Source organism: Rhizobium sp. CFBP 8762 (assembly GCF_014841565.1).
Lineage (GTDB): Bacteria > Pseudomonadota > Alphaproteobacteria > Rhizobiales > Rhizobiaceae > CFBP-8762.
On sequence record NZ_JACYUD010000006.1, the window covers coordinates 166853 to 192347 of the forward strand.

Here is a 25495-nt window from a genome sequence, read left to right on the forward strand (position 1 = left end):
CCAGCTTACACCCGATATTTCTGTATATTAGATTTTCGTCACGGAGAATGCAGCTATGACCAGAAACCGTGCTTGCAATTTTCCGATCTCCACCGCAAAACTTGTGACATGATCGTTTCTGACTACATTGCGTTGGTGCTGTTCGGCTGCATGTGGCTCGGCTTCAGCTGGACGAGCAGCAGTGCGCGGCAATTCAAACGCAAGAGCCTCACCCGCATTATGAGCGAGCATCGGCGACGCTGGATACAGAACTCCCTGATGCGTGATCTCAAGATGATCGACACCCAGATCATCGCAGGGCTTCAGAACGGCACGGCATTTTTTGCCTCAACGACAATCTTCGCTATCGGTGGCTGTTTCGCTTTGCTGGGTTCGACGGAGCAGGTTCAGGCCATCCTCAACGATCTGCCCTATGTCGTTCAAGGCGGGCGCACGGCCTATGAATTAAAAGTCGCCGGGCTCACCTGCATCTTCGCCTACGCCTTTTTTAAATTTGGCTGGTCGTACCGATTGTTCAATTACTGCTCCATTCTCATGGGTGCAATTCCCATGATGGGCGAAGCGGCCAAGGACCCGGACGCAGCCGAACGGGCTGCCCAGCGCGCCATTCAACTGAACATCATGGCGGGCAAGCATTTTAATGCAGGCTTGCGCGCGATCTTCCTATCCATTGGCTATCTGGGATGGTTCATCAGCCCCTATATGTTCATTGGCCTGACCGTGTTCGTTGTCGCCGTTCTTGCGCATCGCCAGTTCTTCTCCGATGCACGTGCTGCTCTTTTAGAAAATATGGATTTATGACCAGCGTGGCACAAGCTGTGCGGACCATGCTGCATTAAAGATTGTGGAAGTGTATATCGTATGTCCATGCCATCACTATCGCAGGACCAGCCACGTGCTCCGTTAGCCGCCCCGCGTCGTCTGGCGGCAATTGATGTCGCGCGCGGCGTGGCACTCATAGCCATGGCGATTTACCACTTCACATGGGATCTCGGTTTCTTCGGATATATAGACCCCGCAACGGCTGGCACAGGCGGCTGGAAGATTTTCGCTCGGCTGATTGCCAGCAGCTTCCTGTTTCTGGCGGGCGTGGGTCTGGTGCTTGGCCACACCCCGCAGTTTCGGCCCCGCGCTTTCGGTATCCGGCTGGCGAAAATAGCTTTGGCCGCCCTCGTGATTTCCGTCGCGACCTATGTTGCTATGCCGGACAGCTTTATCTTCTTCGGTATCCTGCACGGAATGGCCGCTGCCAGCATGGTTGGCGTCGTGTTCTTGCGCGCACCAGCACCAGTCACCGCCTTGGCGGCACTGTTTGCGTTTCTAGCGCCGATGTATCTGCGCTCACCCGCCTTCGATAGTCCGGCATTCTGGTGGCTGGGCTTGTCCGAAACCCTGCCCCGCTCCAACGATTATGTGCCGATCTTTCCCTGGCTGGCACCCTTCCTTTTGGGAATGGCTGTGACACGTCTTGCCCTTCAATACGGCTGGTTTCGGTGGTTTTCAGCGGAGGCACCAACACGTCTGTGGAAAAGGACGCTGGTGACCGCAGGGCGCCACAGTCTGGTCATATACCTCGTTCACCAACCCCTGCTGATTGCTCTGGTCTATCTTGCGACATGGATCGTGCCGCCAGCTGTGCCTGATCCGGTGCAGTCGTACATGCAACAATGTGTCGCCGTTTGCAGTCAAAATCAGGGGCAGCCCGTGTGTCAGGCTTTTTGTGAATGCACGTTGGCCGGTCTTCTGGATGGGAACCTGTTCAACGACATGAATGCTGGAAATATCAATATGACGAACGACCCGCGCATTGTCAGTCTGGCCGGTCAGTGCAGCGCTGAAGCTGGCGTCGGGCCGAAGGAGTAGGATCATGAACGCACATCGTGTGAAACCGCTCAAATTTCCATGGCCATCCTTGTTGTACGGACTGGCTATTCTCGGTGCCGTGCTATTGGGTCGGCTGCATCCCATCCCCGTCTACCAGAGCCATGGCTGGGCGACCGTCATCGCAGGTTCCGTTCTGATTGTACTGGCTCTATCACTCAATACATGGGCCATTGCGACTGTTATCAACCGTCGACTGGCGGTCAAACGCCAAAAGTTTCCCAATCATTTGATCATGTGCGGACCGTTTCGCTACACGCGTAACCCGGTCTATCTGGGGCACACCATCATGACCATCGGGTTTGGTTTGATCTCGCTCAACCCGTGGTTTTTCGTTCTGGCAATTCTGGCGGTGATTGTTATTACGGCCTTTGCCATTCGTCGGCAGGAGCGTCACCTGTTGTCGCGGTTTGGCGTCGAGTTCGAGAAATACTGCCGCTCCACCACACGCTGGATTTAACAGCTCCGCTTCAGGTTCCCACGCCGATTTCAGCCAGGCGTGTGAGACACGCCTCTTCAATGTGATCGAGTTCGTTGAGCGTTTCCTCGATATCCTTGCGCTTCTGTTTCAGGTCGTCACGCTTCTCGTCAACGCGCTTCATCAGCAGACGCAACTGCCCGGCTTCACCCGGCGGGTCCTTGTAGACCTGAATAATTTCGCGGATTTCTGCAATCGTAAAGCCAATCCGCCGCCCGCGCAGGATTTCCTGAATCAGCCGACGATCTGCCGCGCGAAAAAGCCGTGTGCGCCCGCGCCGCTCCGGGTGGATCAGGCCCTCATCCTCATAGAAGCGCAGCGTACGGGTCGATACGCCGAACTCCCGCGTCAGCTCCGTTATGGTGTAGTACCGCTCCATGTATGCTCCAATGCGCACGTCCGGATTCGATACATATTTTCTTTGACGTCAAAGTCAATTTACGCAGGGTTGCGTTAGCAAGATCAAGAACCTGACGAATTCAGGTCATGAACCACCAGGTAGCCAGTCCAAGGAAAGCGAAAAACCCTGTAATATCCGTCACCGCTGTCACAAACACCGCTGAGGACACGGCCGGATCGGCACCGAACCGGTCCAGCAGCAACGGGATGAGGATGCCGGCCAAAGCCGCTGCCAGCATGTTGACAACCATTGCCGTGGCGATGATCCCGCCGATGTTGACGTCCTGAAACCAAAGTCCCGCAACAACACCGATCAGAACGCCGAAAACCACACCATTGATGATGCCGACTCCGGCCTCACGACGAATGATGCGCCCGGCGTTGTGAATATCGAGGTCGCGCGTTGCCAGAGCGCGCACCGTCACCGTCATGGTCTGCGATCCTGCATTACCCCCCATACCGGCGACAATCGGCATCAACACCGCCAAAGCAACAATCTGTTCAATCGTCGCGTCAAAGAACGCAATCACCGACGCGGCCATGAAGGCCGTCACCAGATTGACAAGCAGCCAGGGCACGCGCGAACGGGACGCGCTGGCGACGGAGTCGGACAACTCTTCGTCCCCCACACCGCCAAGGCGCATCAAGTCTTCCTGCGCCTCCTCCTGAATCACGTCGACTACGTCATCGATGGTCAGCACACCCACCAGCCGGCCATTTTGATCGACCACTGCGGCAGACAGAAGGTCGTACTGCTCGAAAAGCTGCGCCGCCTCTTCCTGATCCATTTCTGCCGGTATCAGATGGTTGGTCTCGCGCATAATCGTCTCGATCTTGACTGAGCGCTTGGCGCGCAAAATCCGGTCGAGGTCGATGGTGCCCAACAGTTTGAACGTTGGGTCAATCACAAAGATCTGCGTGAAGAATTCCGGCAGATCATCGTCTTCACGCATGTAGTCAATGGTTTGGCCGACCGTCCAGAATGGCGGCACGGCGATAAACTCCGTCTGCATACGCCGACCGGCAGTGCTTTCGGGGTAATCCAGCGAGCGGCGCAGACGCACGCGTTCGGTAAAGGGAAGCTTGGAGAGGATTTCATCCTGATCCTCCTCGTTCAAGTCTTCCAGAATGTAAACGGCGTCGTCGGAATCCATCTCGCCGAGCGCTGCGGCGATCTGTTCGTTGGGCATATGCTCAACGATATCCAGACGGATGGCCTCATCGACCTCCGTGAGGGCGGCCATGTCAAAATCGTTGCCCAGAAGCGAGACCAGAGCGCGCCGCTGGTCCACCTGAATGGCTTCGAGAAGGTCCCCCAGTTCCGATTCGTGCAGACGGGCAACGTTCTGGCGCAGATAAAGCAGATCGCGGTCGGCAATCGCCGCGCCGACATGCATGAGATAATCAGACCGAATGGACCCGTCTTCCGCATAGATATCGGCATAGCCAAGGTCTTCAACCCTGGTGCTTTCGCTCTCGCGGTCCTGGTGCTGTTCGTTGACGTCGTTCATGGGTCTGCCTTCGCGCAAAATTCGGCCAGCCGGGCCGCCTCTGTGAGAGATAGCGATGTGCTAAAGCAATCCGCGTTCGCGGTCCACAGACCTTGGTGCGGCCAACAATCATTTCATACACCTGTTGCAATTTCCAAGCCCGCGCTCCATCACTGTCTAAAATACGAAACGTCCCGATACGGATATGCAATGAGCGTTCTACCCCTGCTTCAATTCCCCGATCCGCGCCTGCGGTTGCCGTCTCAGGACGTGACCGACTTTGATTCCGCCCTGACATCTTTGGCGCAGAATCTTGAGGACACCATGCGGGCAGCTCCGGGCATCGGGATAACGGCAGCGCATGTCGGCGTGCTTCAAAGGCTCACGGTAATCGATCTCAATGATGGCGTGGGGGTCAGATGCTTCTGCAATCCGCACATCGTCTGGTCGTCGCCCGAAACAGCCGGGCATACGGAGGGCAGTGTCTCGATGCCCAACGTGACCGAGGAGATCACTCGCCCACAACGCGTACGCATTCGCTATCAGGACATGACCGGCAAGCCGCAGGAACTGGACGCCGATGGGTTGCTGTCCGTTTGCCTTCAGCATGAGATCGACCAGATGGACGGCATTTTCTGGATCTATCGCTTGTCGAGGCTGAAACGGGATCGCCTCATCAAACGCTACCAGAAGATGTAACCCTCCCATCAGCAACACCTAAACACATGATATAAAACGACTAGCGGTGAAACTCATGATCCGCCGCGCCCGTATAACCGTATGATCGACCATGACAAAAACCCGGCGGACCCGACAATGACAGCGAACGCTACCAATCTCGATAGTCCGGTCCTGTTGTGGTTCCGCAAAGACCTTCGGCTGGACGATAATCTGGCACTGAACGCTGCCGTCGCGTCCGGTCATCCGGTCGTGGCCGTTTACATTCTGGAACCAAAAGACAGCGGAAACGGTCCGCAGGGTGCTGCCCAGGGTTGGTGGCTGCATCACTCGCTGGAGGCCCTGTCGCGTTCGCTAGATGCCAAAGGCGTTCGTCTGATCCTTCGGCGCGGCGACGCCAAGACCGAACTGACGAGTATAATCGACGAGACGGGCGCATATATGGTGTTGTGGAACCGACGCTACGACCCCGCCGGGATTGCGGTCGATACCGCCCTGAAAGCGAACCTGACGGAGCGCGGTCTGGAGGTGCACACGTTTGCAGGGCAATTGCTGCATGAACCCTCCAAGCTGAAAACAGGCTCCGGTACCCATTATAAGGTCTACACACCATTCTGGCGCGCACTGGAAGCCAGTGGTGAGCCCTCCGAACCGCTCGACCCGCCAGACAACATTCATCCGCCAAGGTCGTACCCCCATTCCGATACGCTCTCGGACTGGGCGTTGCTACCAACGAAACCGAACTGGGCGCGCACATTTTCCGAGATCTGGGAGCCGGGCGAGCAGGCCGCGCTTCAAAAGCTTGAAGACTTCATCGACAAGAACGTTCAGGACTATAAAACCAGACGCGACATCCCGTCCGTCGATGGCACATCACGCATGTCGCCCCATCTGGCCATGGGTGAGATTTCTCCTGCGCGTATCTGGTACGCGACACGAGGTCTGGTGACGGACAGCGATTCAGCCGATGTCATCACCTATCGCAAAGAGCTAGTTTGGCGCGAGTTTTCCTACCATCTGCTCTTTCACAACCCGACCTTGCCGAGCGTTAATTTAAACCGCAAGTTCGATACGTTCCCGTGGAGCGGCTCGGATGCCGAATTCACGGCATGGTGCCACGGCCGCACCGGCTACCCCATTGTCGATGCCGGAATGCGCCAGCTTTGGCGGCATGGCTACATGCACAACCGTGTCCGGATGATTACGGCCTCGTTTCTCATCAAGGACCTGTTGATCGACTGGCGGCGGGGGCTGGACTGGTTTGCCGATACGCTGGTGGATGCCGATCCCGCATCCAACGCCGCCAGCTGGCAGTGGGTTGCTGGTTCCGGGGCGGACGCGTCGCCATTCTTCCGGGTGTTCAATCCGATTTTGCAGGGCGAAAAGTTCGACCCAGACGGCACTTATGTCAAAACCTTTATTCCGGAACTCGCCAACCTCGACGCCAAGTATGTGCATCGCCCGTTTGAAGCGCCAGCGTCTGTTCTGACCAAGGCTGGTGTAACGCTTAGCACCACGTACCCTGCTCCCATCGTCAATCACTCCATGGCGCGTGATCGCGCTCTGGATGTCTTCAAAACCATCAAGGACGCCGTATGATCGTGCCAACTCTGCCTGCGACGCTCTCGAGCGCATCAAGCCGTTTGAAAATTGCCGTGGTTGGCTCCGGGGTTTCCGGTAGCTCTGCGGCCTGGGCCTTGCATACCGCGCATGATGTAACTCTGTATGAGAAGGACCAGCGCGCGGGCGGACACACGGCCACTGTCGATATTGATTATGATGGCACGAAGCTGGCAGTTGATACCGGCTTTATTGTCTACAACGAAGCAAATTATCCGAATCTGACAGCCCTGTTTGCGCATTTGGGTGTGCAGACCCATCAGAGTGATATGAGCTTCTCGCTGTCGCTCGATAACGGCAAACTGGAATGGAGCGGCGATAATCTCACCACTTTGTTTGCCCAGAAGCGCAATATCGTTCGTCCGTCCTTCCTGTGGATGATCCGTGAAATTCTGCGGTTCAATCGTATTTGCCTGACGGATCGCCAGTCCGGGATGATGAAAAACCGCTCGATTGGTGACTATCTTAAGACCCGTGAGTTTTCGAACGCGTTTACCGAAAACTACCTGATGCCCATGGCGGCGGCCATCTGGTCAACGCCGACCGACAAGATGCTGGCGTTTCCTGCGGAGCATTTCATCAATTTCTTTGAAAACCATCGGCTGATCCATACAAAAACCCATCCGTGGCGGACCGTGACCGGTGGAAGCAGAACCTACCTGCATCAGCTGCTGAAACCACTGGGCCAACGCGTCAAACTTGGATGCGGTGTCGAGCGTATTACGCGGCATAATGGCAAGGTAACCGTCCACGACAGCCACGGTGAACAGGCTGTGTTTGATCACGTTGTCCTCGCCAGCCATAGCGATCAGACCTTGGCTATGCTGGGCGATGCTACCGAGCAGGAACGCTCCGTCCTTTCATCCATACCCTATCGTCCAAATTGGGTGATCCTTCATCGTGACAGCCGCCTGATGCCGACACGCCGAAAGGTTTGGGCCTCGTGGAATTATCTGCGCACCAGCAATGCAAACGATGGCAACGCGGTGGCGGTGACCTACTGGATGAACCGGCTGCAGGGCATCAGTGCTCATCACCCGCTGTTTGTTACGCTGAACCCGGAACGGGAGCCTGCGCCGGGCAGTGTATTCGCTGAATTCAGCTATGATCATCCCCAGTTCGATACGCGCTCAATGGCTGCGCAGCAGCAACTTTCGCTTATACAGGGGGTGCAGAACACATGGTTTGCCGGTGCCTGGACAGGCTATGGTTTCCATGAGGACGGCCTGTCCTCCGGGCTGGCGGTTGCCGAGGCCCTTGGAGGAACCGTTCCGTGGCGCGGGGCGCGGCAAGCCTATGCCGAGGCAGCTGAGTGAGCGTGTCGTCAGCGCAGATCAACCCAACAGAGCCGCCGTCGGAGGCTGCTGCCTTCTACGCGGGCTGGGTCATGCATCAGCGTATGAAGCCCGTTGGTCATCGCTTTCAGTACGATGTATTTTCGCTGATGGTCGATCTGGACCGGCTGGACGAAGCCAATGCGCTCAGCAAGTTGTTCTCCGTCAACCGCCGCAATGTCGTGTCGTTTTTCGAGCGCGATCACTCAGGCGACGATGGCTGTTTGAGAGAGTATGCTGATCGCCTGTTGCAAGCCGCAGGGCTTGAACAACCGGCAGCCAAAATCATTCTGGTGTGTTACCCGCGTATCCTTGGGCTCGTGTTCAATCCGCTTGCGGTTTACTATGCTTATAACGAAACCTCGGCTCTCGTCGCAGTGATCTACGAGGTGCGCAACACGTTCGGTGAGAGGCACACCTATGTCTGCCCGGTGCGCGATGGCGAGTTGTCGTCCGCCGGGCTGAAGCAGGAATGCGACAAGATTTTTCACGTTTCGCCATTTATCCCGATGAATATGCGCTACCATTTCCATATGGCTTTGCCATCAAGCAGCATTCAGTGGCGGATCGTTGAAAAAGACCCCGAAGGGGTGCTGCTTGTTGCTGTGTTTTCAGGGCAGAAGCAACCGCTCACCACGGGTAAAATTTTACGACTTGCAGCGCGTATTCCACACCTTACATTGAAAATAGTTGGTGCTATTCATTGGGAGGCGCTCAAGCTGTGGCTCAAGGGCGTGCGGTATATTCCCAGACCTGAAGCACCGCCGCCGGTCAGCAATCGGGGCAAGGTGATTATCGGCGACCCGGCTGAATGACATACGGATTTATTGGCCTATCACGCCAGGGTGTGACAACATGACTGATACCGAGCTTACCAACCATCCTACGAACCGGCCCCTGACTCTGTCTCCTGAAAACATCAAAAGTGTAATCAGAGGCTTACCGGCAAAAGCTCAGCTTGTGCTGCAAAGTCTTATCCAGATGAAGCACGGTTCGTTATCACTGACTTTGCCGGATAAACGCACGGTATTGGTCAGCGGTCGCAACCCTGGCCCACGGGCCGACATAACGCTGCACAACTGGAACCTGTTTCGTCATGCGCTGACAGGCGGCACGATTGCGGTTGCCGAAGGCTATATGGATGGAGACTGGGAAAGCACCGATGTTGGCGCGTTTCTGGAACTCTTCCTCGTCAATGCCGAGATGGGAAGCAGATTTTCCAACGGAGCACGGGGGCTGTTCCGGTTATTTGAAAAGCTGCGCCACTGGCGCAACGCCAATACAAAATCCGGATCGCGGCGCAATATCTCCGCGCATTACGATCTCGGCAATGCCTTTTACCGCGAATGGCTGGACCCGAGCATGACGTACTCCTCGGCCCTGTTTGCCAATGGAGCTGACGACCTCGCCGCTGCACAACGGGAAAAATACCGTGCACTGGCTGAGGCCACCGGGATAGAACCCCACCACAATGTGCTGGAAATCGGCTGTGGATGGGGCGGATTTGCAGAGTACGCCGCTGGCGAAATCGGGTGTCGCGTGACCGGTCTGACCATCAGCCGCGAACAACTGGCCTTTGCGACAGAGCGGATGCAAAAGGCCGGGCTGTCCGACCGCGTATCCCTTAAGTTTCAGGATTATCGCGATGAGGCGGGCCAATACGACCGGATCGTTTCCATTGAAATGTTTGAGGCGGTCGGCGAAAAATTCTGGCCGGTTTATTTCGGCACGTTGCGAGACTGTTTAAAGCCGGCGGGCAAGGCTGGCCTGCAAATCATCACCATAAAGCCGGAAGCCTACCGCGAATACCGGTCAAACCCGGACTTCATTCAAAAGTATGTTTTTCCCGGCGGCATGCTGCCGACGCCACAGCACCTGCATGAACTCGGTCGGAAAGCCGGTCTGTCGATCACCAGCGATTTCGGTTTTGGACAGGATTACGCGCGTACGCTGGCTGAATGGCGTGAAGCGTTCTGGCAACGCTGGGAGCAGATCGCGCCATTGGGCTTCGATATGCGGTTCAAACGCCTGTGGGAATTTTACTTCTTCTACTGTGAAGCTGGATTCCGGGCGGGAAATATCGACGTTCGGCAGGTTGTGTTCCAAAAAGCTGATTGATGCCTACTGTTCCGGCGGGCGAAGCGGCTTCTTCGTCCATCCGGTCACGGCACCTATGAGCCAGAAGTAGGCCGAATATGGCAAAAATTTTAGTGCCTTCACAACATAGGTGAATCGTCGCGGGAATGTGATTTCAAACCGGGTTGATTTCAGACCGTCAACAATTTCCTCCGCCGCTTTCTCAGAGGAAATAACGGAAATCATGGAAAACGTATTCTTGTCCGTCAGCGGGGTCTGAACAAAGCCGGGATTGACGATCTGGATACGAATACCAAGCTTATCGAGGTCGAACTTCAAGCTTTCTGCCATATTGTTCAAGGCTGCCTTGCTGGCACCATAGGCCGCGCTGGTGGGCAAGCCACCATAGGCTGTGGCGGACGCAACAATCGCGATCTGGCCACGTCCCTGCCGCTTCATGTGAGCAACAGCGGGAACAACGCAGTTCACAACCCCACCAAAATTGACAGCGAACGTCTCCTCGAAATCACGCCGTTTCAGGTCCTCCCCATGAACTGGCACATAGGTTCCAGCACACAGAACAACCAGCGCGAGTGTACCGTGCTCATACTCGATGGCAGAAATGACGCCTTCCATATCGTCCGGCTTGGTGACATCGCCATCCAGTACAATCAACTTGCCGGGTCCGCGAAAGGCGTTGGCGATTTCCACCAGTTTTTGATGATTGCGCGCGGTCAGTACTACGGTAAAGCCCTCGGAAGCGAGCTTCAACGCTACAGCTTCGCCTATCCCGGAACTTGCCCCTGTCACCCATGCAAAACCATGTTCAGGCCGGGCAACGAAATGGGTCATGGTCACGCCTTCAGTAAAACAGGGAAATTGTTCAGTCGCACACCACTATGGCCTTAATCAGCCAATGAGATCGCCGATCAATTGACGGAAAGACCCCGTCAGCTTCAACGGCGCATCAACTACAGCAAAACCGACACAGGGCCTGCCCGGTTCCGCAATGGGACGATGATCGATCGTTGCATCCGCATAGGCAATATCGCCGCGCGCAAAACGGCCCAGTGTGTCGTTGTAGGCGCCATCTACGACCAGAAACAACTCCGTTCCCTGATGCGTGTGGGCCGGAACAGCCCGACCGGGTCGTATCCAGAAAAGGCTGGCTTCAAACCCGTCAAAGTTCCCGATAATATGCTCTTTGAAGCCCGGGAGCTTGGTTTTCCATGGCACTTGATCTAGATCGAAGCCAATGAATTCCTGAATGGCCTTTGGAAAAAAGCCGGCGGTTGGCTGGTATGCGGGCTCTAATCCATGCTCACTGGAAGACTTGGTGGCAAATATCGTGTCCAGACAGCGGTCCCGTTCAGTCAAGGGTTCTGGAGCCATGCCTTCCAGCGCTGTGCCTGCTGCAAACTCGAGATCACGCACCCATATGCGGCTGCTGTCCTTCAGTTCCAGATGGGCACCCATTAACACGCGTACCGGTTCCGGCAGGGTTCCGGCCACATACTGTGCCAGCAATGTATCAACCGTATCAGGAATACTCTGCGCCATTCGCCGTCCGTCTTTACCATTGCACCGGGATCGTGGTGCGCTGTGGTTTACCGCAGGTCATACGCCGGTTGTCAAGCGACGGATCACCCCTGCCTCATCAATGCAAGGTTGAAAATAAAACGAATTTTATTGTCTGGCAAAGACGAATGAAACGATATTGCTTGCCAATTTGGGCCATGGGCTAGAAAAAGGTTCGAACCGCCACGTCAAGAAAGTTGAAGACCATGTCCTATCTTCCGTCCGTTCTGGAGGCCATTGGCAACACACCTTTGATCCGGCTGAAAGCCGCATCGGAGGCAACCGGCTGCACCATTCTTGGCAAGGCGGAGTTTCTCAATCCCGGCCAGTCGGTCAAGGACCGCGCGGCTCTGGCCATCATCCGGCAGGCAGAGCGCAGCGGTGCGCTGAGACCCGGGGGCGTAATCGTTGAAGGCACAGCAGGCAATACGGGCATTGGACTGGCGCTGGTCGCAAAGGCACTCGGCTATCGCACCGTCATCGTAATTCCCGAAACACAGGCGCAGGAAAAGAAGGATGCCCTGCGTCTGCTTGGCGCAGAGTTGATCGAAGTTCCAGCGTTACCCTACAAGAACCCGAACAACTACGTCCGCCTGTCCGGTCGTCTGGCTGAGCAACTGGCGAAAACCGAGCCGAACGGCGCAATCTGGGCCAACCAGTTCGACAATACCGCCAACCGGCAAGCCCATATCGAGACAACGGCACCGGAAATCTGGCGCGATACGGATGGCAAGGTCGATGGCTTCGTCTGCGCCGTTGGCAGCGGCGGAACGCTGGCGGGGGTTGCGGCTGGTTTGCGCAGCTTCAATCCCGCTATCAAAATTGGCCTTGCCGACCCGGAAGGTGCAGCCCTGTTTGATTACTACACCACCGGCACCTTTGCCTCTCCCGGAAGCTCTATTACCGAGGGCATCGGCCAAGGCCGGATCACGGCCAATCTGGAAGATTTCACCCCGGACTATTCCTACAAAATCACGGACAAGGAAGCCATTCCGTTGGTCTTCGATCTGATCCAGCATGAGGGTTTGTGCCTTGGCGGCTCCTCCGGCATCAACATTGCCGGTGCGATCCGTCTTGCAGGCGACCTGCCGAAGGGCAGCACCATTGTCACAATTCTGTGCGATTATGGCAACCGGTATCAGTCAAAGCTTTTCAATCCGGACTTTCTGCGCAGCAAAGATCTGCCCGTACCAGCGTGGTTGGAGGAAAGTCCCTCTATCTCCATACCGTTTGAGACAACCGAGTAAGGTTTAACGATGGCTGTTGACGCATTATTCCGGGATGATTGGGCGGCATCCAGCTGCGACGCCACCGTAACGGCTGTGCATAACGACGGGCGTATCGAGGTGGACCGAACCTGCTTTTATGCCACATCGGGCGGTCAACCCGGCGATACCGGCTATCTGGAGCGAGCGTCCGGCGAACGCATCGTCATTGAAGGCACGGTTCATGGAGAAACGAAGGATATCATCCTGCATGTGCCTGCACCCGGAAGCGCCCAGCTTGATTTTGGTGAACGGGTAACCCTGCATATTGACTGGCAACGGCGTTTCAACCTGATGCGAATGCACACGGCTTGTCACCTGCTCTCGGTGGTATGTCCCTTTCCAATAACCGGTGCCGCCGTTGGCGTGGAAGAGAGCCGCGTCGATTTTGATATGACCGGTCAGAGTGCATCAAAGGACGAGGTGACCGCTCGACTGATGGAACTCATCTCAGCCAATCATCCTGTCTATGGTGTCTGGATCAGCGATGAAGAATTGCAGTCCAATCCCGGCATGGTAAAATCAAAGAACGTTCGGCCACCTATGGGTCTCGGGCGCGTGCGGCTTGTGTGTATCGGCAAAGATGCCAGCATCGACAGCCAGCCCTGCGGTGGCACCCATGTGGCGCAAACACAGGATGTGGGTCTGATTCACATCAGCAAGATCGAGAAGAAGGGCAAGGAAAACCGCCGGTTTCGCATTCGCTTCGGCGCAGCCGAACCTTCGACTGCCTGACGCATGTCGCGCCAAAGCTACAGCGGTTTTTCAGAAAGGGAATTCAAATGACAGACACAACAAGCCGTTTCATTGTGAGCGCCGACTGGTTGCAGGAACGCCTGACCGACCAGACAGTGAAGATTGTGGATGCGTCCTGGTATCTCCCCCAGCATAACCGAAATGGCAAGGCAGAGTATGAAGCTGGCCATATTCCAGGGGCCGTATTTTTCGATCAGGATGAGATAGCTGATCACACCTCCGGCCTGCCGCATACCGTTCCCTCGCCCGACGTTTTTGCTGCCCATGTCGGCCAGATGGGAATCAGCATTGATGCTTCGATTGTCGTTTATGACGGCCCCGGCCTGTTCAGCTCTGCCCGTGTCTGGTGGCTGTTCCGTGTGATGGGCGCCACGAAGGTCTATGTTCTGGACGGCGGGCTGGATGGCTGGAAAGCCGAGGGGCGTCCTTTGACCAATGAACCCACGGAGCCGCAGGCCACCATCTTTGCGCCCGTGTTCAACGCCGATGCCATTACGACATTTGGTGAAATGCGCTCAACGGTGGAGACCGGTTCAGCCCAGATTGCCGATGCGCGCGGTGCCGGACGATTTACCGGTGCAGAAGCCGAGCCGCGCGCCGGTATGCGCTCCGGCCATATGCCCGGGGCAAAAAATCTGCCGATTGCTGCGCTGGCTGAAAACGGGCGACTGAAGTCGATAGAAGCCTTGCACGAAACACTTCTAGCAGCCGGTATTGATCTTGACCGTCCCGTTGTTACCAGCTGCGGCTCCGGCGTAACAGCAGCCGTTATCACGCTGGCTTTGCAATCCGTGGGCCATGCAGACAATACGCTGTATGATGGATCGTGGGCCGAGTGGGGTTCACGCGACGATACGCCGGTCGTTACCGGCAAGGCGTGATTTCGGGAACGTGCTGGTCGTGCCAAGCCACCAGCACGTTCCCTAACAAGGTTAGAGCAGTATCCAGACGTAAAAGCGTTTCCGCTTTTATTGGAGATGCTCTAAACGTTTCGTGTTTCGGCCTCGTCCTTGAACAGGCCGTTGCCCTGCTCGTTGATGATTTGCTTGCCCTTGCGCAGGGCAGCATCAATGGCATCGCTTTCGGATGTGAACAGGTCGGCGCGGACAAAAGTTCTTGAGCGGGTAGCATTCTCTGCGCCTTGCTCGATACGGCCGGCCAGCCGGAACTGCGCGCCTTCGCGCACCGGCTTTGCGACGATTACCAGATCACGGTAGGCTTCTTTCTGTTCCTTTGCAGGCGCAGGTTCAGAGGCCTGCCCGCCAAACCCACCAAACAGCTTTTTGAGAAACGACATTTTGACCTCTTCGGTAGTCTTCGAATTTCTTAAATGATCAGATTGGCGAGAATATCGTTTTCGGTGATATCCTGATAGCCAATGCCTGCCGCATCGAACGCCGCGAACAGCGGCGGGAAATTCTCCGGTCGCTTGGTTTCAATGCCGAGCAGGATAGAACCAAAGTTGCGAGCAGACTTTTTCAGGTACTCAAAGCGAGCAATATCATCCTCTTCGCCCAAAAGGGTGAGAAAGTCCTTGAGCGCACCGGGACGCTGAGGAAGCCGCAGAATAAAGTATTTCTTGAGGCCGGAATAGCGCATTGCCCGCTCTTTAACATCCGGCAACCGCTCGAAATCGAAATTGCCGCCAGAGACGACCGCAACGATGGTTTTGCCTTCAAGAGCCGGTCGCCCGAGCTTCTCAAGCGCAGCCAGAGACAGTGCCCCAGCGGGCTCCAGAACGACGCCTTCGAGATTCAACATTTCCGTGATGGTCACGCAGATGGCGTTTTCTTCCAGCAACAAGACCTGCTCGGGCGAGAAGCCGCTGAGGCGCTCGAAATTCAGTTCCCCGATCCGCGCCACTGCCGCGCCATCAACAAAATTGTCGACACGGTCAAGGGTCACAACCTTGCCCGCTTCCAGACTGGTTTTAAGACTCGGCGCGCCCGCAGGCTCGCAAAACAGAAATGCGTCTTTCGGTAAGATACCGCTTAGGTATCCGCTGACACCGGCAGACAAACCACCACCGCCCACTGGCATGATCACGGCGTCGATCACCTCACCTTCGGGCAGTTGTTCCATGATTTCAGCACCGACGGTCGCCTGTCCCTCAATGATATCGGCATGGTCGAAGGGTGGCACCATGTAGCCATCCATACGTTCCACATAGTCGCGGGCCGCCTGATAGCACTGGTCGAAAAAGTCACCCACAAGTTTGATGGTTATAAAGTCCCCACCGAACATCCGGGTTTTGTCGATCTTCTGCTGCGGGGTCGTCACAGGCATGAATACGACGCCCTGCACTCCGAAATGTCGACAAACGAATGCGAAACCCTGTGCGTGATTGCCCGCAGACGCGCACACGAAAACCTTGTCTGTTTCACCCGCCGCCACAACCTTGCGCAGGAAGTTGAACGCGCCGCGAATCTTGTATGAACGAACCGGAGTGAGGTCCTCGCGCTTGAGGTAAATATGGGCACCGTAGCGCGCGCTGAGGTGCTCATTCAGTTGTAAAGGTGTTGCCGGAAACAGCTCCCGCAAAGCCTCTTTGGCCTCATTCACTTGGCTCTTCATAACAGTTACTTCGTCCATTGAGTTTAAAACATCCAACCGCTATGGCATAAACGGCGCGAAGAAACCACACCGACAATCAAAGGATTGCAAGACGTTGAACGCCACACTCATTCGGCATTCGCTGTATATTGCTGCGATTTTCGGTCTCTATCTGTCTGCCGCTATGCTGATCCCGGCCTTGGCAGATCTTTATTACGGCAACAGGGACTGGCAGATCTTTGCCGTCAGCGCTTTCATGACCGGCGGGCTGTGTCTCGCCACCGCCATGGCGACTCGGTCGGGCCCACCGCCGTTTTCGAAGCGCTTCGGGTTTCTGCTGGTCAATATCCTCTGGCTCGTCTGCTCTCTCATTGGGGCCATACCGTTCTGGTTGTCATCGCTCAATCTCGATTTTTCGGAGGCTTTCTTTGAGTCGGTCTCGGGAATCACGACAACCGGTTCCACGGTTATCGTCGGTCTTGATAACGCGCCCCCGGGCATTCTCATCTGGCGCTCGCTGCTGTGTTGGCTGGGCGGCATCGGCATTGTCGGGCTTGGCCTGTTCGTCATGCCCTATCTGCGGGTCGGCGGACTGTCGTTCTTCAAGATGGAATCATCCGATACGAACGATAAGCCTTTTGCCCGGGTTTCCAGCTTTACACGGGCCTTCATCCTGATTTACGTGACGATGACGGTGGCGTGTTTTATCGCCTATGCAAGTCTTGGAATGAGCCGTTTCGATGCGGTGAACCACGCCATGTCCACCATCGCAACCAGCGGCTTTTCGGTTCATGACTCGTCGTTCGCGTTTTACAACAGCATCCCGTTGCTGTGGGCCGCAACATTCTTCATGACGTTGAGCAGTCTGCCGTTTTCCATTCTGATTATTTTCATGGTGCGCGGACGGCTGGATGCGTTGCGTGATCCACAGATCATCGTGTTTCTAGCCTACCTCGTCGCTTTTTCCGTCGCCACGGGTGCCTATCACCGGTTGGCAAATGGCGTGGAGTTCCACATTGCGCTGGCTCACTCCTTCTTCAATATAACCTCTATCCTTTCGACGAGTGGATTTATGAGCGAGGATTACACGCTCTGGGGGCCGTTTGTCGTCATCGCTGCCTATGTCACGTCGTTCATGGGCGGATGTTCGGGCTCCACCGCAGGCGGTATTAAAGCCTATCGTTTTATTATCCTTTTCAACACGATACGATCAGGTCTGAACAGACTGGTTTACCCAAACGCGATTTACGCTGTGCGGTATGGACGCACGACCGTGGACCCAGATACACAGCGCGCCGTGTTTCTGTTTTTCACGACCTACATTTTTCTTTGGGTTTTCGGCAGCCTCGCCATGGGCGCACTGGGTTATGATCTTGTGACCGCGACATCGTCTGTCATCACGGCTCTTTCCAATGTTGGTCCGGGCGTCGGCCATGTTGTCGGCCCCGCCGGGAACTTCTCGACGATCAATGATGGAGGGCTGTATCTGCTCTCCATCATGATGCTGCTTGGACGACTGGAAGTGCTGACAGTCCTGGTGGTTTTTACGCCAGTGTTCTGGAAACAATAATTGCTTTAGCCGAGATCGGGCCCTGTGCTGGCTTTGCTCTCGCCGATGGCGGTCAGCATATCCTGCACCGCTTGAACGGCAGCATCCAGTGTTGCTTCGTCGCGAGCGCGAACAACAATCTCCGTCGAAAAGCTTTGTCCGTCGAATTTCGGATAGGAGCCGATGCTGGTGTCAGCATGGGTCTTTTGTACCTCACCCAGCAATGTTCCGATATCACCTTCACCAAAGGGAGACACGACAGAGCGGGAGAGCATTTTTGCGCCTGTTTCCAAGGATGGCAGAACGGCATTCAGCATCGCCTGAAACACCTGTGGTACGCCCGCCATCACATAAACATTGTCAACGATGAACCCGGGCGCCGTGGAAACCGCATTGGGAATATGGGTAGCCCCAACAGGCATCCGCGCCATGCGTTGGCGTGCTTCGGTGAAGTCCAACCCACGGTTTTTATACATGGTTCCCAGCAATTCCATCGCCTCAGCATCATGGTGGCATTCCACGCCAAAGGCCGCTGATACGGCGTCAGCTGTAATATCGTCATGCGTCGGCCCAATGCCGCCGGAGGTGAACACATAGCGATGCTTGGCGCGTAGCGTGTTGATCGCCTCCACGATGGCATCCTGATCATCCGAGACGATCCGAACCTCTTTCAGATCGATGCCAGCCAGCGTGAGGACATCAGCCAGATGGCCAATATTCTTGTCTTTTGTCCGTCCAGACAAAAGCTCATCCCCGATGGCAACCATGGCTGCTGTGATTGTCGTTTCGCTCATCGCCTGTCCCTGCTCCCTTGATCGCCTGTCTCTGAATCACTGTCATCTGGCCGACACTGTCAACCGACCAGATACAATCTGTTGACCGTCTGTCGTGAGACAAGGCTTTCACAACTTGCTACAGGGAAGTGACAGGTGCAATCAAGAGCTGTCCAGGGAGATAGACATGGCTAAAGTACTGGTACTGTATTATTCCGCTTACGGGCACATCGAAACGATGGCATATGCAGTCGCCGAGGGCGTTCGCGCCGCCGGAGCGGAAGCAGTCGTGAAACGCGTTCCGGAACTGGTTCCAGAAGACGTCGCCAAGGCCTCTTACTACAAAATGGATCAGGAAGCCCCGATCGCGACCGTTGATGAGTTGCCAGAATACGATGCTATCATTTTTGGTGCCGGTACGCGCTATGGCACCGTGGCATCGCAGATGCGCAACTTCATTGACCAGACGGGCGGTCTGTGGGCACAAGGCAAGCTTGTGGGCAAAGTCGGTTCTGTCTTCACATCCACCGCCTCCCAGCATGGCGGTCAGGAGAGCACGCTGCTCGGCTTTATCCCGACCCTGATGCACCACGGCATGGTGGTCGTCGGTCTGCCCTACTCGTTCCAAGGTCAGATGGGACTGGAAGAAGTCAAGGGTGGCACGCCCTACGGCGCAACAACAATCACGGATGGCGATGGCTCGCGTCAGCCATCCGCAGTGGAGCTGGAAGCCGCACGTTTCCAGGGCTCGCATGTTGCACAGATTGCAACAAAGCTTTCAGCTTAACAATTAGCAACAAGCCCCGCCATTAGTACGGCGGGGCTTGTTATTCCGGGTTCAGATCGTAAATATTTTGGCGCGCAGCGTTTCCCAACTGTCGGGATCGGTCGCGGCGATCAGTCCACCGCCCACATGGTGCGGCAGATAGGCTGAACCATCTAGCCGAGCAACATAGCCGCCCGCTTCCTGTGCTATCAGCACGCCGGCCAGATGGTCCCACGGCATCAGCTTATTGTACATCAGGAAATGCAGATACCCGGCAACGAACGTCCGGTACTCATGCGCCGCGCAGCGATAGCTGGTCGCCAAACGCACTTGCGCAAGGTTGGACAGAATCATGCGCTTGTCCTCGCCGCTGTAAAACGTGGTGCTGGCGACACCCACCATATTGTCCAGCGTAACGGGGGCGCTCACTGTCATGGCTTCACGATGCCCATCCGGGCGCTGCCGGAAAGCGCCGGAGCCTTTTTCCGCCAGAACCCAGTCATCCCCCATGGGATCGTAGATGATGCCGGCAACCGTCTCACCTTTGTAAACCACGCTTGCCATGACGCCGAACAAAGGCATGCCGGCCGCGAAATTATAGGTTCCGTCAATCGGGTCGACAATGACAACCAGATCAGCGCCCGAGATTGTGTCCAACAGCGACGGGTTGGCCGATACGGCTTCCTCGCCGATGAACAGCGCGCCCGGTGCAATCGCGTCCATGCGTGCTTTCAGGAACCGCTCGGCTTCTTCATCCGCTTCCGTGACCAGATCGATCGCCTCTGTCTTCATCCGCACATCGCCAGTACCCAGACGCCGGAAGCGCGGCAATATCTCCGCCTGCGCCGCCTCCTTCAGAACGGTCGTCAACGCAGCGAAATCGAACACAGCAGTCATGGCATGGTCTCCGTCGTTAAGGCTTTGAAGTCAAACAGTGTGGGGTCCAGAAGATGGGATGGATTCACGTGCGATAGCGCCCGCAGCATCGTGTCTTTCCGGCCAGGCATACGCCGCTCTATATCGGACAGCATGGCCTTCATTGCATTGCGCTCAAGCCCGTCCTGCGAGCCGCAGAGGTCGCAGGGTATAATGGGAAATTCCATCGCCGCTGCAAATTTTGCCAGATCATCCTCACAGGCATAGGCCAATGGGCGCAGCAGCATGACGTCGCCTTCATCATTGAGAAGTTTCGCAGGCATCGTTGCCAACCGCCCTCCATGAAACATGTTCATAAAAAACGTTTCCAGAATATCGTCGCCGTGGTGACCAAGCACGAGCGCGTCACATCCCTCCTCTCGCGCCATGCGGTAGAGGTTACCCCGCCTCAGGCGGGAACAGAGCGAACAATAGGTTCCGCCCGCTGGCACCTTCTCCTTCACGATGGAATAGGTATCCCGGTATTCAATGCGGTGCTTGACCCCTATCGACGTCAGATACTCCGGCAAAATATGTTTTGGGAAATTTGGCTGGCCCTGATCGAGATTGCACGCAACCAATTCGACCGGCAGATGCCCGCGCCACTGCAGATCCATCAGCAGCGCCAGCAGGCTGTAGCTGTCCTTGCCTCCCGACAAGGCCACCAGCCACCGCTTGGTATTGCCCCCCAGCATACCGAAATCTTCGATTGCCTGACGGGTCTGGCGCAGCAGGCGTTTGCGCAGCTTGTTGAACGAAACCGACGATGGCATTCTGGAAAACAATGGATGTGTCTCAGGGCTTGCCAAGGCATCCGGCATTGCCGGCCAATCAATCGGCGTGCTGGCGGTATCGTGGGAAAGGTCCATCGTGGTTGTCCGATCAGTTGCAGCGAAGTATCAAATCTCGCCTCGCTTGGCAGAGGGCTTGCCCGTATTGGTGTTGAATTTCAAGCGAAATGCGATGGGTCAGCTCCCGAAAACCGACCAGCCCGTGCGCTGGGCCAGCATCTCCAACGCCTTGCTGCCAAGTGCGGAGTTGCCATTATCGTTCAAACCGGGTGACCAGACCGCAATTGACGCTTTACCGGGAGCGACCGCGAGGATACCTCCACCCACGCCGCTTTTGCCGGGCAAACCGACCTGATAAGCAAAATCACCTGATCCATCATAGTGGCCGCAGGTCAGCATCAGCGCATTGATGCGTCTGGCCCGTTGCGGTGAGACCACGGAATGCCCTGTCATCGGGTTGCGACCATTGTTTGCCAGAAACAGACCGGATTTTGCTAGCTGACGGCAGGACATGGCCAATGCGCAGTGGTGGAAGTAGACGCCCAGAACATGCTCGACCGGCTGATCCAGCTTGCCGAAGGACTTCATGAAATTGGCAAGGGCCGCATTGCGAAAACCGGTGGCTGCCTCCGACGCCGCAACCTCGTGGTCGATCACGATGGTCTCGTCATCGGCCAGCGAGCGAACGAACCGGACGAATTCACCAATGACTTCGCGCGGCGTATGTCCCGCCAGCATCAAATCGGTCACCGCAATGGCGCCTGCATTGATGAAGGGGTTGCGGGGCTTGCCGCCCTCCTGTTCCAACTGCACAATGGAGTTGAAGGCCGATCCAGAAGGCTCCCGCCCGACCCGCCGCCAGATTGCCTCACCGAACTTGCCAAGTGCAAGTGTGAGGTTGAAGACCTTGGAAATGCTCTGAATGGAAAACGCCGTATCGGCATCACCCGCCACATAGGCCTGCCCCTCGACGGTTACTATGGCAAGGCCAAACCGTCTTGCATCAACCCGCGCCAGTTGGGGAATGTAATCGGCAACCTTTCCCAAGCCGCGCTGCGGCTCCAACTCCCGATAGATATCGTCTATTATCGCTTGCAAATCGAACACGAAACCCTCCAAGCCATTCGGTTCGCGGCTTGTATTCAATTGAGCGCTGAAATGCAAAAAGCCGCCCGGAAGGCGGCTTTTCGAAACCATCGAGACGCGGATTAACGCGAGTAGAATTCGACGACGAGGTTTGGTTCCATGATGACCGGGTAAGGAACATCTGCCAGCGTAGGAACGCGGACGTAGGTTGCAACCATCTTGTTGTGATCGACTTCGACGTAATCAGGAACGTCACGTTCTGCGAGCGATACCGACTCCAGAACGATAGCCAATTGCTTGGACTTCTCGCGGATTTCAATGACGTCACCGGCCTTGCAGCGGTACGAACCAATGTTCACCTTCACACCGTTGACCTTGACGTGGCCGTGGTTGATGAACTGACGGGCAGCAAAGGGTGTCGGAACGAACTTTGCGCGGTAGACGATGGCATCCAGACGCGACTCGAGCAAACCGATCAGGTTTTCACCGGTATCGCCCTTGCGACGGTCAGCTTCAGCGAAAATCGCGCGGAACTGCTTCTCGCGAATATCGCCGTAATAGCCTTTCAGCTTCTGCTTGGCGCGCAGCTGCACACCGAAGTCGGAAAGCTTGGACTTACGACGCTGGCCGTGCTGGCCGGGGCCGTATTCGCGACGGTTGACCGGGGACTTCGGACGACCCCAGATATTTTCGCCCATACGGCGGTCAATTTTGTACTTAGACGATTCGCGCTTGCTCATCGCATTTCCCTTCAACGTTGCGCCGGCCAATATGGCACGGCGAGAGGAAACACGCCCTCCTTTGAGCCCGTTGCCGAACTCTGACAGACCTCTCACATTACGCTAACGGAAAGACCACGGGACATGTCAAAACCACCAGCACGACATGCACCGGCGATTGCGCGGTGTTTAGGCAGGAACGCACGGAAAGTCAACGCTGGAATGGCGGATATTACCGGTTGCAAAAGCATCATTGTAAATTTAGACATTCCTTGAGTAGGAGTGTTATGTATGCGGAACTTCCTTTTGATAGCGGTCGTCGTTCTCAGTGGCCTCTTTGCAATAGGCATGACGAGCTACCTGTGGTTTTCACGAGGAACCCCTGCAACGCATACTGTGTTGAAAGATGCTCCGCTCCCGCCATTGATTCCGATCTCTGAGTTGCATGCGAACCTGAACGATGTCTGGGATTTCAGACCCTCCTTCGATGGCAGCATGGTTGCCCATTTCGCCAGTGATTATGGCAAGCCGGTCATTCGGATCGTAAAGACGAGCGACCTTTCGGAAGTCACTGTCATAGACGATGGCGACATCGAGTGGTTCATGTGGTCGATGCATGACAACATTCTACGGGTGTACCGCGATGGCAGATTGTGGAGTGTCGATCCCTATCAGCCCGATCGTGATAAACAAAAAGACACCACCCCGAGAGGTTTCCAATTCTGGAGAATTGCAGAACCAGCCCCCAACGCAGACGGTCGTCAGATCGTGAGCACGAATGAACGAATGGCCGCTGCAGTCGATGTGTACACCACGCGTGACGACGGGACTGGAAAAGAATTGTTGGTGCGCAACGATGGGCAAACCATCGACTGGTTTATCAACAAGGCGCGGGAACCGGTTATTCGGATCGATAAAGGCAACCCGACGGGACAGATTTACTTCATACGCGGAAAAGACAAAGCGTGGAAGGAACTGCTTCGCGTTGATGTCCTCGACAGTTTCACAATACTGAACACGCCCGAACCAACCGATACCTTCGTCTACGCCCTCTGCAATCGCAACCGAGACAAGTCCGCTTTGGTGAAGGTTGATATGAAGACTGCCGAAGAAACGGTCGTCTTTAGTAATCCGAATGTGGATATCACGGATGTCCTGAACCTTGCCGGCGCTGATTTCTCGCCCGATGTTGTTGTCGTGCGCGACGGGTTGCCGCGAATCGAGCCGCTCAGTGAACGCGGCCAGGTTTTCAAAAGGCTTGTTGAAGCACAGGGCAGTCCGGTCGATTTCACGGTTGTTGACCGGTCTTCTGACGGGCGCTTTGTGACGGTGTTCACGGCAACCGATGCGAAATTTGGAGCTTTCTGGCTGCTCGACATAAAAACTGAAACAGCCAAGCGTTTGGCTGACACACCGCGGACCAAATACAATAAGGATCTGACAACCAAGACACCGGTGACCTTCAAGGCCCGTGATGGACTGCCCATTCCGGCGTTTCTCACCCTGCCCGCTGGCACGGACGGCAAAGACCTCCCAACGGTGGTTCGGGTCCACGGCGGTCCTGCTTGGCGGGATATCTGGACGACCGAAATTGATGACCTTTTTCTGGCCAATCGCGGCTACGCTGTTTTGTCCGTCAACTTCCGTGGATCGATCGGCTACGGCAAGTCCTTCCAGCAGGCGGGCTTTCGCCAGTATGGCAAGGCCATTCAGGATGATATTGTGGATGCAGCCAACTGGCTGGTGGAGCAAGGGATATCAGACAAAGACAATATGGCCGTCATGGGTGGCAGTTTCGGCGGTTATGTATCGGCCCTTGCGATGACACGCGATCCGGGCCTGTTCAAGGCTGCGATAGCGGAATACGCAGTGACCGATATTGCCTATCAAATGCGCAACAATCCTGCCGCATGGGGACTGATTGTTGAGCAGGTACAACGGTATTACGGCGATAGCGAAAATGCCGATGACCTGCGTGATATGGTTGACCGATCCCCTCTTACCCATGCGAGCAATGTAACCGGTTCACTCCTGCTGATTGCTGGCAAGGAAGACAATATCGTTGGTTTTGAACAGACGGAAGAGTTCGAGCGGGCGCTGAAAGCGTCCGGCAAGGATGTAACTGCGCTCTATCTCGAAAAAGAGGGCCATGGGGTTGCGCGCTGGCAATCCCAGGTTATTCGTGCCCGGGCGATAGAGACGTTTCTGGCAAAGCAGATCGGTGGGCGTAACGGCGGCTACAGTTGGGCCGAAACAGCCGCGAAATACATAGAGTGATAGGTGACCCGAGAAAAGACATTACCACCCTGGAGGGCCAAGCAAAAGTTGCAGGGACGTTTGCGTTCAGGGGGTTTTGAGCCGGAGCTTATGGAAGACTATGGCCGACTGCTGCTCTCAATGCGCGACGATCTGGAGGCGGGGAGAATGCTCTTTGCATCAGGTGCTCGGAAACCGGAATACGGCGCGGCGATTGCTTTGTTTCTGTCTCGCAATAGCAGAAAGAACCCGGATCAGTTTCTGTCGGCATTGCCGCGCATGGTGAGCAAACACAAGCATCTTGCCGGATTGATAGCGTCCAGAGAATTCGAGTTGGAAGGATGGTCTGCCGAGACACGTAAAGCGCTGAGTACCGCATCGGACGATGTTGGTCCGGTAAAAAAGCCGCTGACAGTCAGGGATCGGCTGCTGGTTGGGCTCGTCCTGTCGATCCTTCTGCTGGTTCTTCTCTCATGCATCGTGGGGTTCGTTACCATGGCCACAACAATCTGGGCCGCATTAACCGTGTAAG

Annotated in this window: 26 protein-coding genes; 15 read left to right on the plus strand and 11 right to left on the minus strand. The window is 55.8% G+C overall.

The window, feature by feature from the left end; genetic code table 11:
* Nucleotides 1–108 precede the first annotated feature (108 nt).
* Genes IFT84_RS14820 through IFT84_RS14830 form a run of 3 tightly spaced genes read left to right on the plus strand, consistent with a single transcriptional unit; the run spans nt 109 to nt 2341 of the window.
* Nucleotides 109–801 carry a DUF599 domain-containing protein gene (locus IFT84_RS14820; protein ID WP_192120712.1) on the plus strand — a complete coding sequence of 231 codons (693 nt, stop codon included), beginning with the start codon at nt 109–111 and terminating at the stop codon, nt 799–801.
* A gap of 60 nt (nt 802–861) precedes the next feature.
* Nucleotides 862–1863, plus strand: a complete 1002-nt coding sequence (locus IFT84_RS14825) for a heparan-alpha-glucosaminide N-acetyltransferase (RefSeq protein WP_192120714.1) — start codon at nt 862–864, stop codon at nt 1861–1863.
* Between the two features lie 4 nt (nt 1864–1867).
* The gene (locus tag IFT84_RS14830) at nt 1868–2341 is read left to right on the plus strand and encodes a methyltransferase family protein (RefSeq protein ID WP_192120716.1); all 474 of its coding nucleotides are present in this window, start codon (nt 1868–1870) and stop codon (nt 2339–2341) included.
* 10 nt (nt 2342–2351) lie between these two features.
* On the opposite strand, the gene IFT84_RS14835 is transcribed toward IFT84_RS14830, so the two are convergent.
* Nucleotides 2352–2738, minus strand: a complete 387-nt coding sequence (locus IFT84_RS14835) for a MerR family transcriptional regulator (protein ID WP_192120718.1) — start codon at nt 2736–2738, stop codon at nt 2352–2354.
* A gap of 100 nt (nt 2739–2838) precedes the next feature.
* On the minus strand, nt 2839–4269 hold the full coding sequence (mgtE, locus tag IFT84_RS14840) for a magnesium transporter (RefSeq protein ID WP_192120720.1): 1431 nt from the start codon (nt 4267–4269) through the stop codon (nt 2839–2841).
* A 189-nt stretch (nt 4270–4458) separates the two neighbouring features.
* Here mgtE and IFT84_RS14845 point away from each other — a divergent pair, with 189 nt between their 5' ends.
* The 5 genes from IFT84_RS14845 (at nt 4459) to IFT84_RS14865 (ending at nt 9998) form a co-directional block, all read left to right on the plus strand.
* Nucleotides 4459–4947 carry a peptide deformylase gene (locus IFT84_RS14845; protein WP_192120722.1) on the plus strand — a complete coding sequence of 163 codons (489 nt, stop codon included), beginning with the start codon at nt 4459–4461 and terminating at the stop codon, nt 4945–4947.
* A gap of 117 nt (nt 4948–5064) precedes the next feature.
* On the plus strand, nt 5065–6525 hold the full coding sequence (locus tag IFT84_RS14850) for a cryptochrome/photolyase family protein (RefSeq protein WP_192120724.1): 1461 nt from the start codon (nt 5065–5067) through the stop codon (nt 6523–6525).
* Entirely contained in the window at nt 6522–7862 is a 1341-nt protein-coding gene (locus tag IFT84_RS14855; RefSeq protein WP_192120726.1) for an NAD(P)/FAD-dependent oxidoreductase, read from the plus strand. The genes IFT84_RS14850 and IFT84_RS14855 overlap by 4 nt, the downstream gene beginning before the upstream one ends.
* Complete coding sequence (locus IFT84_RS14860) at nt 7859–8695, plus strand: DUF1365 domain-containing protein (RefSeq protein ID WP_342212880.1); 837 nt, start codon at nt 7859–7861, stop codon at nt 8693–8695. The genes IFT84_RS14855 and IFT84_RS14860 overlap by 4 nt, the downstream gene beginning before the upstream one ends.
* Nucleotides 8696–8735: 40 nt before the next feature.
* On the plus strand, nt 8736–9998 hold the full coding sequence (locus IFT84_RS14865) for an SAM-dependent methyltransferase (protein ID WP_192120727.1): 1263 nt from the start codon (nt 8736–8738) through the stop codon (nt 9996–9998).
* A gap of 3 nt (nt 9999–10001) precedes the next feature.
* Here the strand turns inward: IFT84_RS14865 and IFT84_RS14870 are convergent, their stop codons facing one another.
* Complete coding sequence (locus IFT84_RS14870) at nt 10002–10808, minus strand: SDR family NAD(P)-dependent oxidoreductase (protein ID WP_192120729.1); 807 nt, start codon at nt 10806–10808, stop codon at nt 10002–10004.
* Nucleotides 10809–10865: 57 nt separating this feature from the next.
* On the minus strand, nt 10866–11516 hold the full coding sequence (locus IFT84_RS14875) for a ChrR family anti-sigma-E factor (RefSeq protein ID WP_192120731.1): 651 nt from the start codon (nt 11514–11516) through the stop codon (nt 10866–10868).
* Between the two features lie 224 nt (nt 11517–11740).
* Between IFT84_RS14875 and IFT84_RS14880 the strand changes: the two genes are divergently transcribed.
* Genes IFT84_RS14880 through sseA form a run of 3 tightly spaced genes read left to right on the plus strand, consistent with a single transcriptional unit; the run spans nt 11741 to nt 14436 of the window.
* Complete coding sequence (locus IFT84_RS14880; protein ID WP_192120733.1) at nt 11741–12781, plus strand: cysteine synthase A; 1041 nt, start codon at nt 11741–11743, stop codon at nt 12779–12781.
* Nucleotides 12782–12790: 9 nt separating this feature from the next.
* Nucleotides 12791–13534 (plus strand): alanyl-tRNA editing protein, encoded by a 744-nt coding sequence (locus tag IFT84_RS14885; RefSeq protein ID WP_192120735.1) that lies wholly within the window; start codon nt 12791–12793, stop codon nt 13532–13534.
* Nucleotides 13535–13581: 47 nt separating this feature from the next.
* A complete protein-coding gene (gene sseA, locus IFT84_RS14890; RefSeq protein ID WP_192120738.1) occupies nt 13582–14436 on the plus strand; it encodes a 3-mercaptopyruvate sulfurtransferase in 855 nt (284 codons plus the stop codon).
* Nucleotides 14437–14537: 101 nt separating this feature from the next.
* Here sseA and IFT84_RS14895 read toward each other — a convergent pair whose 3' ends face one another.
* Nucleotides 14538–14852: an HlyU family transcriptional regulator gene (locus IFT84_RS14895; protein WP_192120740.1), complete on the minus strand. Its 315-nt coding sequence runs from the start codon at nt 14850–14852 to the stop codon at nt 14538–14540.
* 29 nt (nt 14853–14881) lie between these two features.
* Complete coding sequence (gene ilvA, locus IFT84_RS14900) at nt 14882–16129, minus strand: threonine ammonia-lyase (protein WP_192120742.1); 1248 nt, start codon at nt 16127–16129, stop codon at nt 14882–14884.
* A gap of 94 nt (nt 16130–16223) precedes the next feature.
* Between ilvA and IFT84_RS14905 the strand changes: the two genes are divergently transcribed.
* Nucleotides 16224–17678 (plus strand): TrkH family potassium uptake protein, encoded by a 1455-nt coding sequence (locus IFT84_RS14905; protein WP_192120745.1) that lies wholly within the window; start codon nt 16224–16226, stop codon nt 17676–17678.
* Between the two features lie 5 nt (nt 17679–17683).
* On the opposite strand, the gene IFT84_RS14910 is transcribed toward IFT84_RS14905, so the two are convergent.
* A complete protein-coding gene (locus IFT84_RS14910; protein WP_192120747.1) occupies nt 17684–18451 on the minus strand; it encodes a competence/damage-inducible protein A in 768 nt (255 codons plus the stop codon).
* Nucleotides 18452–18617: 166 nt separating this feature from the next.
* Between IFT84_RS14910 and wrbA the strand changes: the two genes are divergently transcribed.
* Nucleotides 18618–19217: an NAD(P)H:quinone oxidoreductase type IV gene (gene wrbA, locus IFT84_RS14915; protein WP_192120749.1), complete on the plus strand. Its 600-nt coding sequence runs from the start codon at nt 18618–18620 to the stop codon at nt 19215–19217.
* Between the two features lie 51 nt (nt 19218–19268).
* On the opposite strand, the gene IFT84_RS14920 is transcribed toward wrbA, so the two are convergent.
* The 4 genes from IFT84_RS14920 to rpsD all read right to left on the minus strand — a co-directional run bounded on the left by IFT84_RS14920 (nt 19269) and on the right by rpsD (nt 22728).
* Nucleotides 19269–20093 carry an inositol monophosphatase family protein gene (locus IFT84_RS14920; RefSeq protein WP_192120751.1) on the minus strand — a complete coding sequence of 275 codons (825 nt, stop codon included), beginning with the start codon at nt 20091–20093 and terminating at the stop codon, nt 19269–19271.
* Nucleotides 20090–20932, minus strand: coding sequence for a tRNA 2-thiocytidine(32) synthetase TtcA (ttcA, locus tag IFT84_RS14925; RefSeq protein ID WP_244651239.1), 843 nt, complete (start codon nt 20930–20932; stop codon nt 20090–20092). Before ttcA ends, IFT84_RS14920 begins: the two co-directional genes overlap by 4 nt.
* A 147-nt stretch (nt 20933–21079) precedes the next feature.
* Nucleotides 21080–22009, minus strand: a complete 930-nt coding sequence (locus IFT84_RS14930) for a glutaminase (protein ID WP_342212881.1) — start codon at nt 22007–22009, stop codon at nt 21080–21082.
* A gap of 101 nt (nt 22010–22110) precedes the next feature.
* Entirely contained in the window at nt 22111–22728 is a 618-nt protein-coding gene (rpsD, locus tag IFT84_RS14935) for a 30S ribosomal protein S4 (RefSeq protein WP_192120757.1), read from the minus strand.
* Between the two features lie 270 nt (nt 22729–22998).
* On the opposite strand from rpsD, the gene IFT84_RS14940 reads away from it, so the two are divergent.
* Nucleotides 22999–24984: an alpha/beta hydrolase family protein gene (locus IFT84_RS14940; RefSeq protein ID WP_192120760.1), complete on the plus strand. Its 1986-nt coding sequence runs from the start codon at nt 22999–23001 to the stop codon at nt 24982–24984.
* 147 nt (nt 24985–25131) lie between these two features.
* Nucleotides 25132–25494, plus strand: coding sequence for a hypothetical protein (locus IFT84_RS14945; RefSeq protein ID WP_192120762.1), 363 nt, complete (start codon nt 25132–25134; stop codon nt 25492–25494).
* The last annotated feature ends 1 nt before the right edge of the window (nt 25495 follow it).

Excerpts from the sequence above, each read along its gene's own strand:
- IFT84_RS14845 (WP_192120722.1), top strand. The coding sequence starts at position 4,459 with ATGAGCGTTCTACCCCTGCTTCAATTCCCCGATCCGCGCCTGCGGTTG.
- IFT84_RS14855 (WP_192120726.1), top strand. The coding sequence starts at position 6,522 with ATGATCGTGCCAACTCTGCCTGCGACGCTCTCGAGCGCATCAAGCCGT.
- ilvA (WP_192120742.1), bottom strand. The coding sequence starts at position 16,129 with ATGAAGAGCCAAGTGAATGAGGCCAAAGAGGCTTTGCGGGAGCTGTTT.
- IFT84_RS14880 (WP_192120733.1), top strand. The coding sequence starts at position 11,741 with ATGTCCTATCTTCCGTCCGTTCTGGAGGCCATTGGCAACACACCTTTG.
- mgtE (WP_192120720.1), bottom strand. The coding sequence starts at position 4,269 with ATGAACGACGTCAACGAACAGCACCAGGACCGCGAGAGCGAAAGCACC.
- IFT84_RS14865 (WP_192120727.1), top strand. The coding sequence starts at position 8,736 with ATGACTGATACCGAGCTTACCAACCATCCTACGAACCGGCCCCTGACT.
- IFT84_RS14830 (WP_192120716.1), top strand. The coding sequence starts at position 1,868 with ATGAACGCACATCGTGTGAAACCGCTCAAATTTCCATGGCCATCCTTG.
- IFT84_RS14945 (WP_192120762.1), top strand. The coding sequence starts at position 25,132 with ATGCTCTTTGCATCAGGTGCTCGGAAACCGGAATACGGCGCGGCGATT.
- IFT84_RS14940 (WP_192120760.1), top strand. The coding sequence starts at position 22,999 with ATGCGGAACTTCCTTTTGATAGCGGTCGTCGTTCTCAGTGGCCTCTTT.
- IFT84_RS14825 (WP_192120714.1), top strand. The coding sequence starts at position 862 with ATGTCCATGCCATCACTATCGCAGGACCAGCCACGTGCTCCGTTAGCC.
- IFT84_RS14835 (WP_192120718.1), bottom strand. The coding sequence starts at position 2,738 with ATGGAGCGGTACTACACCATAACGGAGCTGACGCGGGAGTTCGGCGTA.
- IFT84_RS14820 (WP_192120712.1), top strand. The coding sequence starts at position 109 with ATGATCGTTTCTGACTACATTGCGTTGGTGCTGTTCGGCTGCATGTGG.
- IFT84_RS14870 (WP_192120729.1), bottom strand. The coding sequence starts at position 10,808 with ATGACCCATTTCGTTGCCCGGCCTGAACATGGTTTTGCATGGGTGACA.
- IFT84_RS14895 (WP_192120740.1), bottom strand. The coding sequence starts at position 14,852 with ATGTCGTTTCTCAAAAAGCTGTTTGGTGGGTTTGGCGGGCAGGCCTCT.
- ttcA (WP_244651239.1), bottom strand. The coding sequence starts at position 20,932 with ATGCCGGATGCCTTGGCAAGCCCTGAGACACATCCATTGTTTTCCAGA.
- IFT84_RS14885 (WP_192120735.1), top strand. The coding sequence starts at position 12,791 with ATGGCTGTTGACGCATTATTCCGGGATGATTGGGCGGCATCCAGCTGC.
- IFT84_RS14875 (WP_192120731.1), bottom strand. The coding sequence starts at position 11,516 with ATGGCGCAGAGTATTCCTGATACGGTTGATACATTGCTGGCACAGTAT.
- IFT84_RS14850 (WP_192120724.1), top strand. The coding sequence starts at position 5,065 with ATGACAGCGAACGCTACCAATCTCGATAGTCCGGTCCTGTTGTGGTTC.
- IFT84_RS14910 (WP_192120747.1), bottom strand. The coding sequence starts at position 18,451 with ATGAGCGAAACGACAATCACAGCAGCCATGGTTGCCATCGGGGATGAG.
- sseA (WP_192120738.1), top strand. The coding sequence starts at position 13,582 with ATGACAGACACAACAAGCCGTTTCATTGTGAGCGCCGACTGGTTGCAG.
- rpsD (WP_192120757.1), bottom strand. The coding sequence starts at position 22,728 with ATGAGCAAGCGCGAATCGTCTAAGTACAAAATTGACCGCCGTATGGGC.
- wrbA (WP_192120749.1), top strand. The coding sequence starts at position 18,618 with ATGGCTAAAGTACTGGTACTGTATTATTCCGCTTACGGGCACATCGAA.
- IFT84_RS14920 (WP_192120751.1), bottom strand. The coding sequence starts at position 20,093 with ATGACTGCTGTGTTCGATTTCGCTGCGTTGACGACCGTTCTGAAGGAG.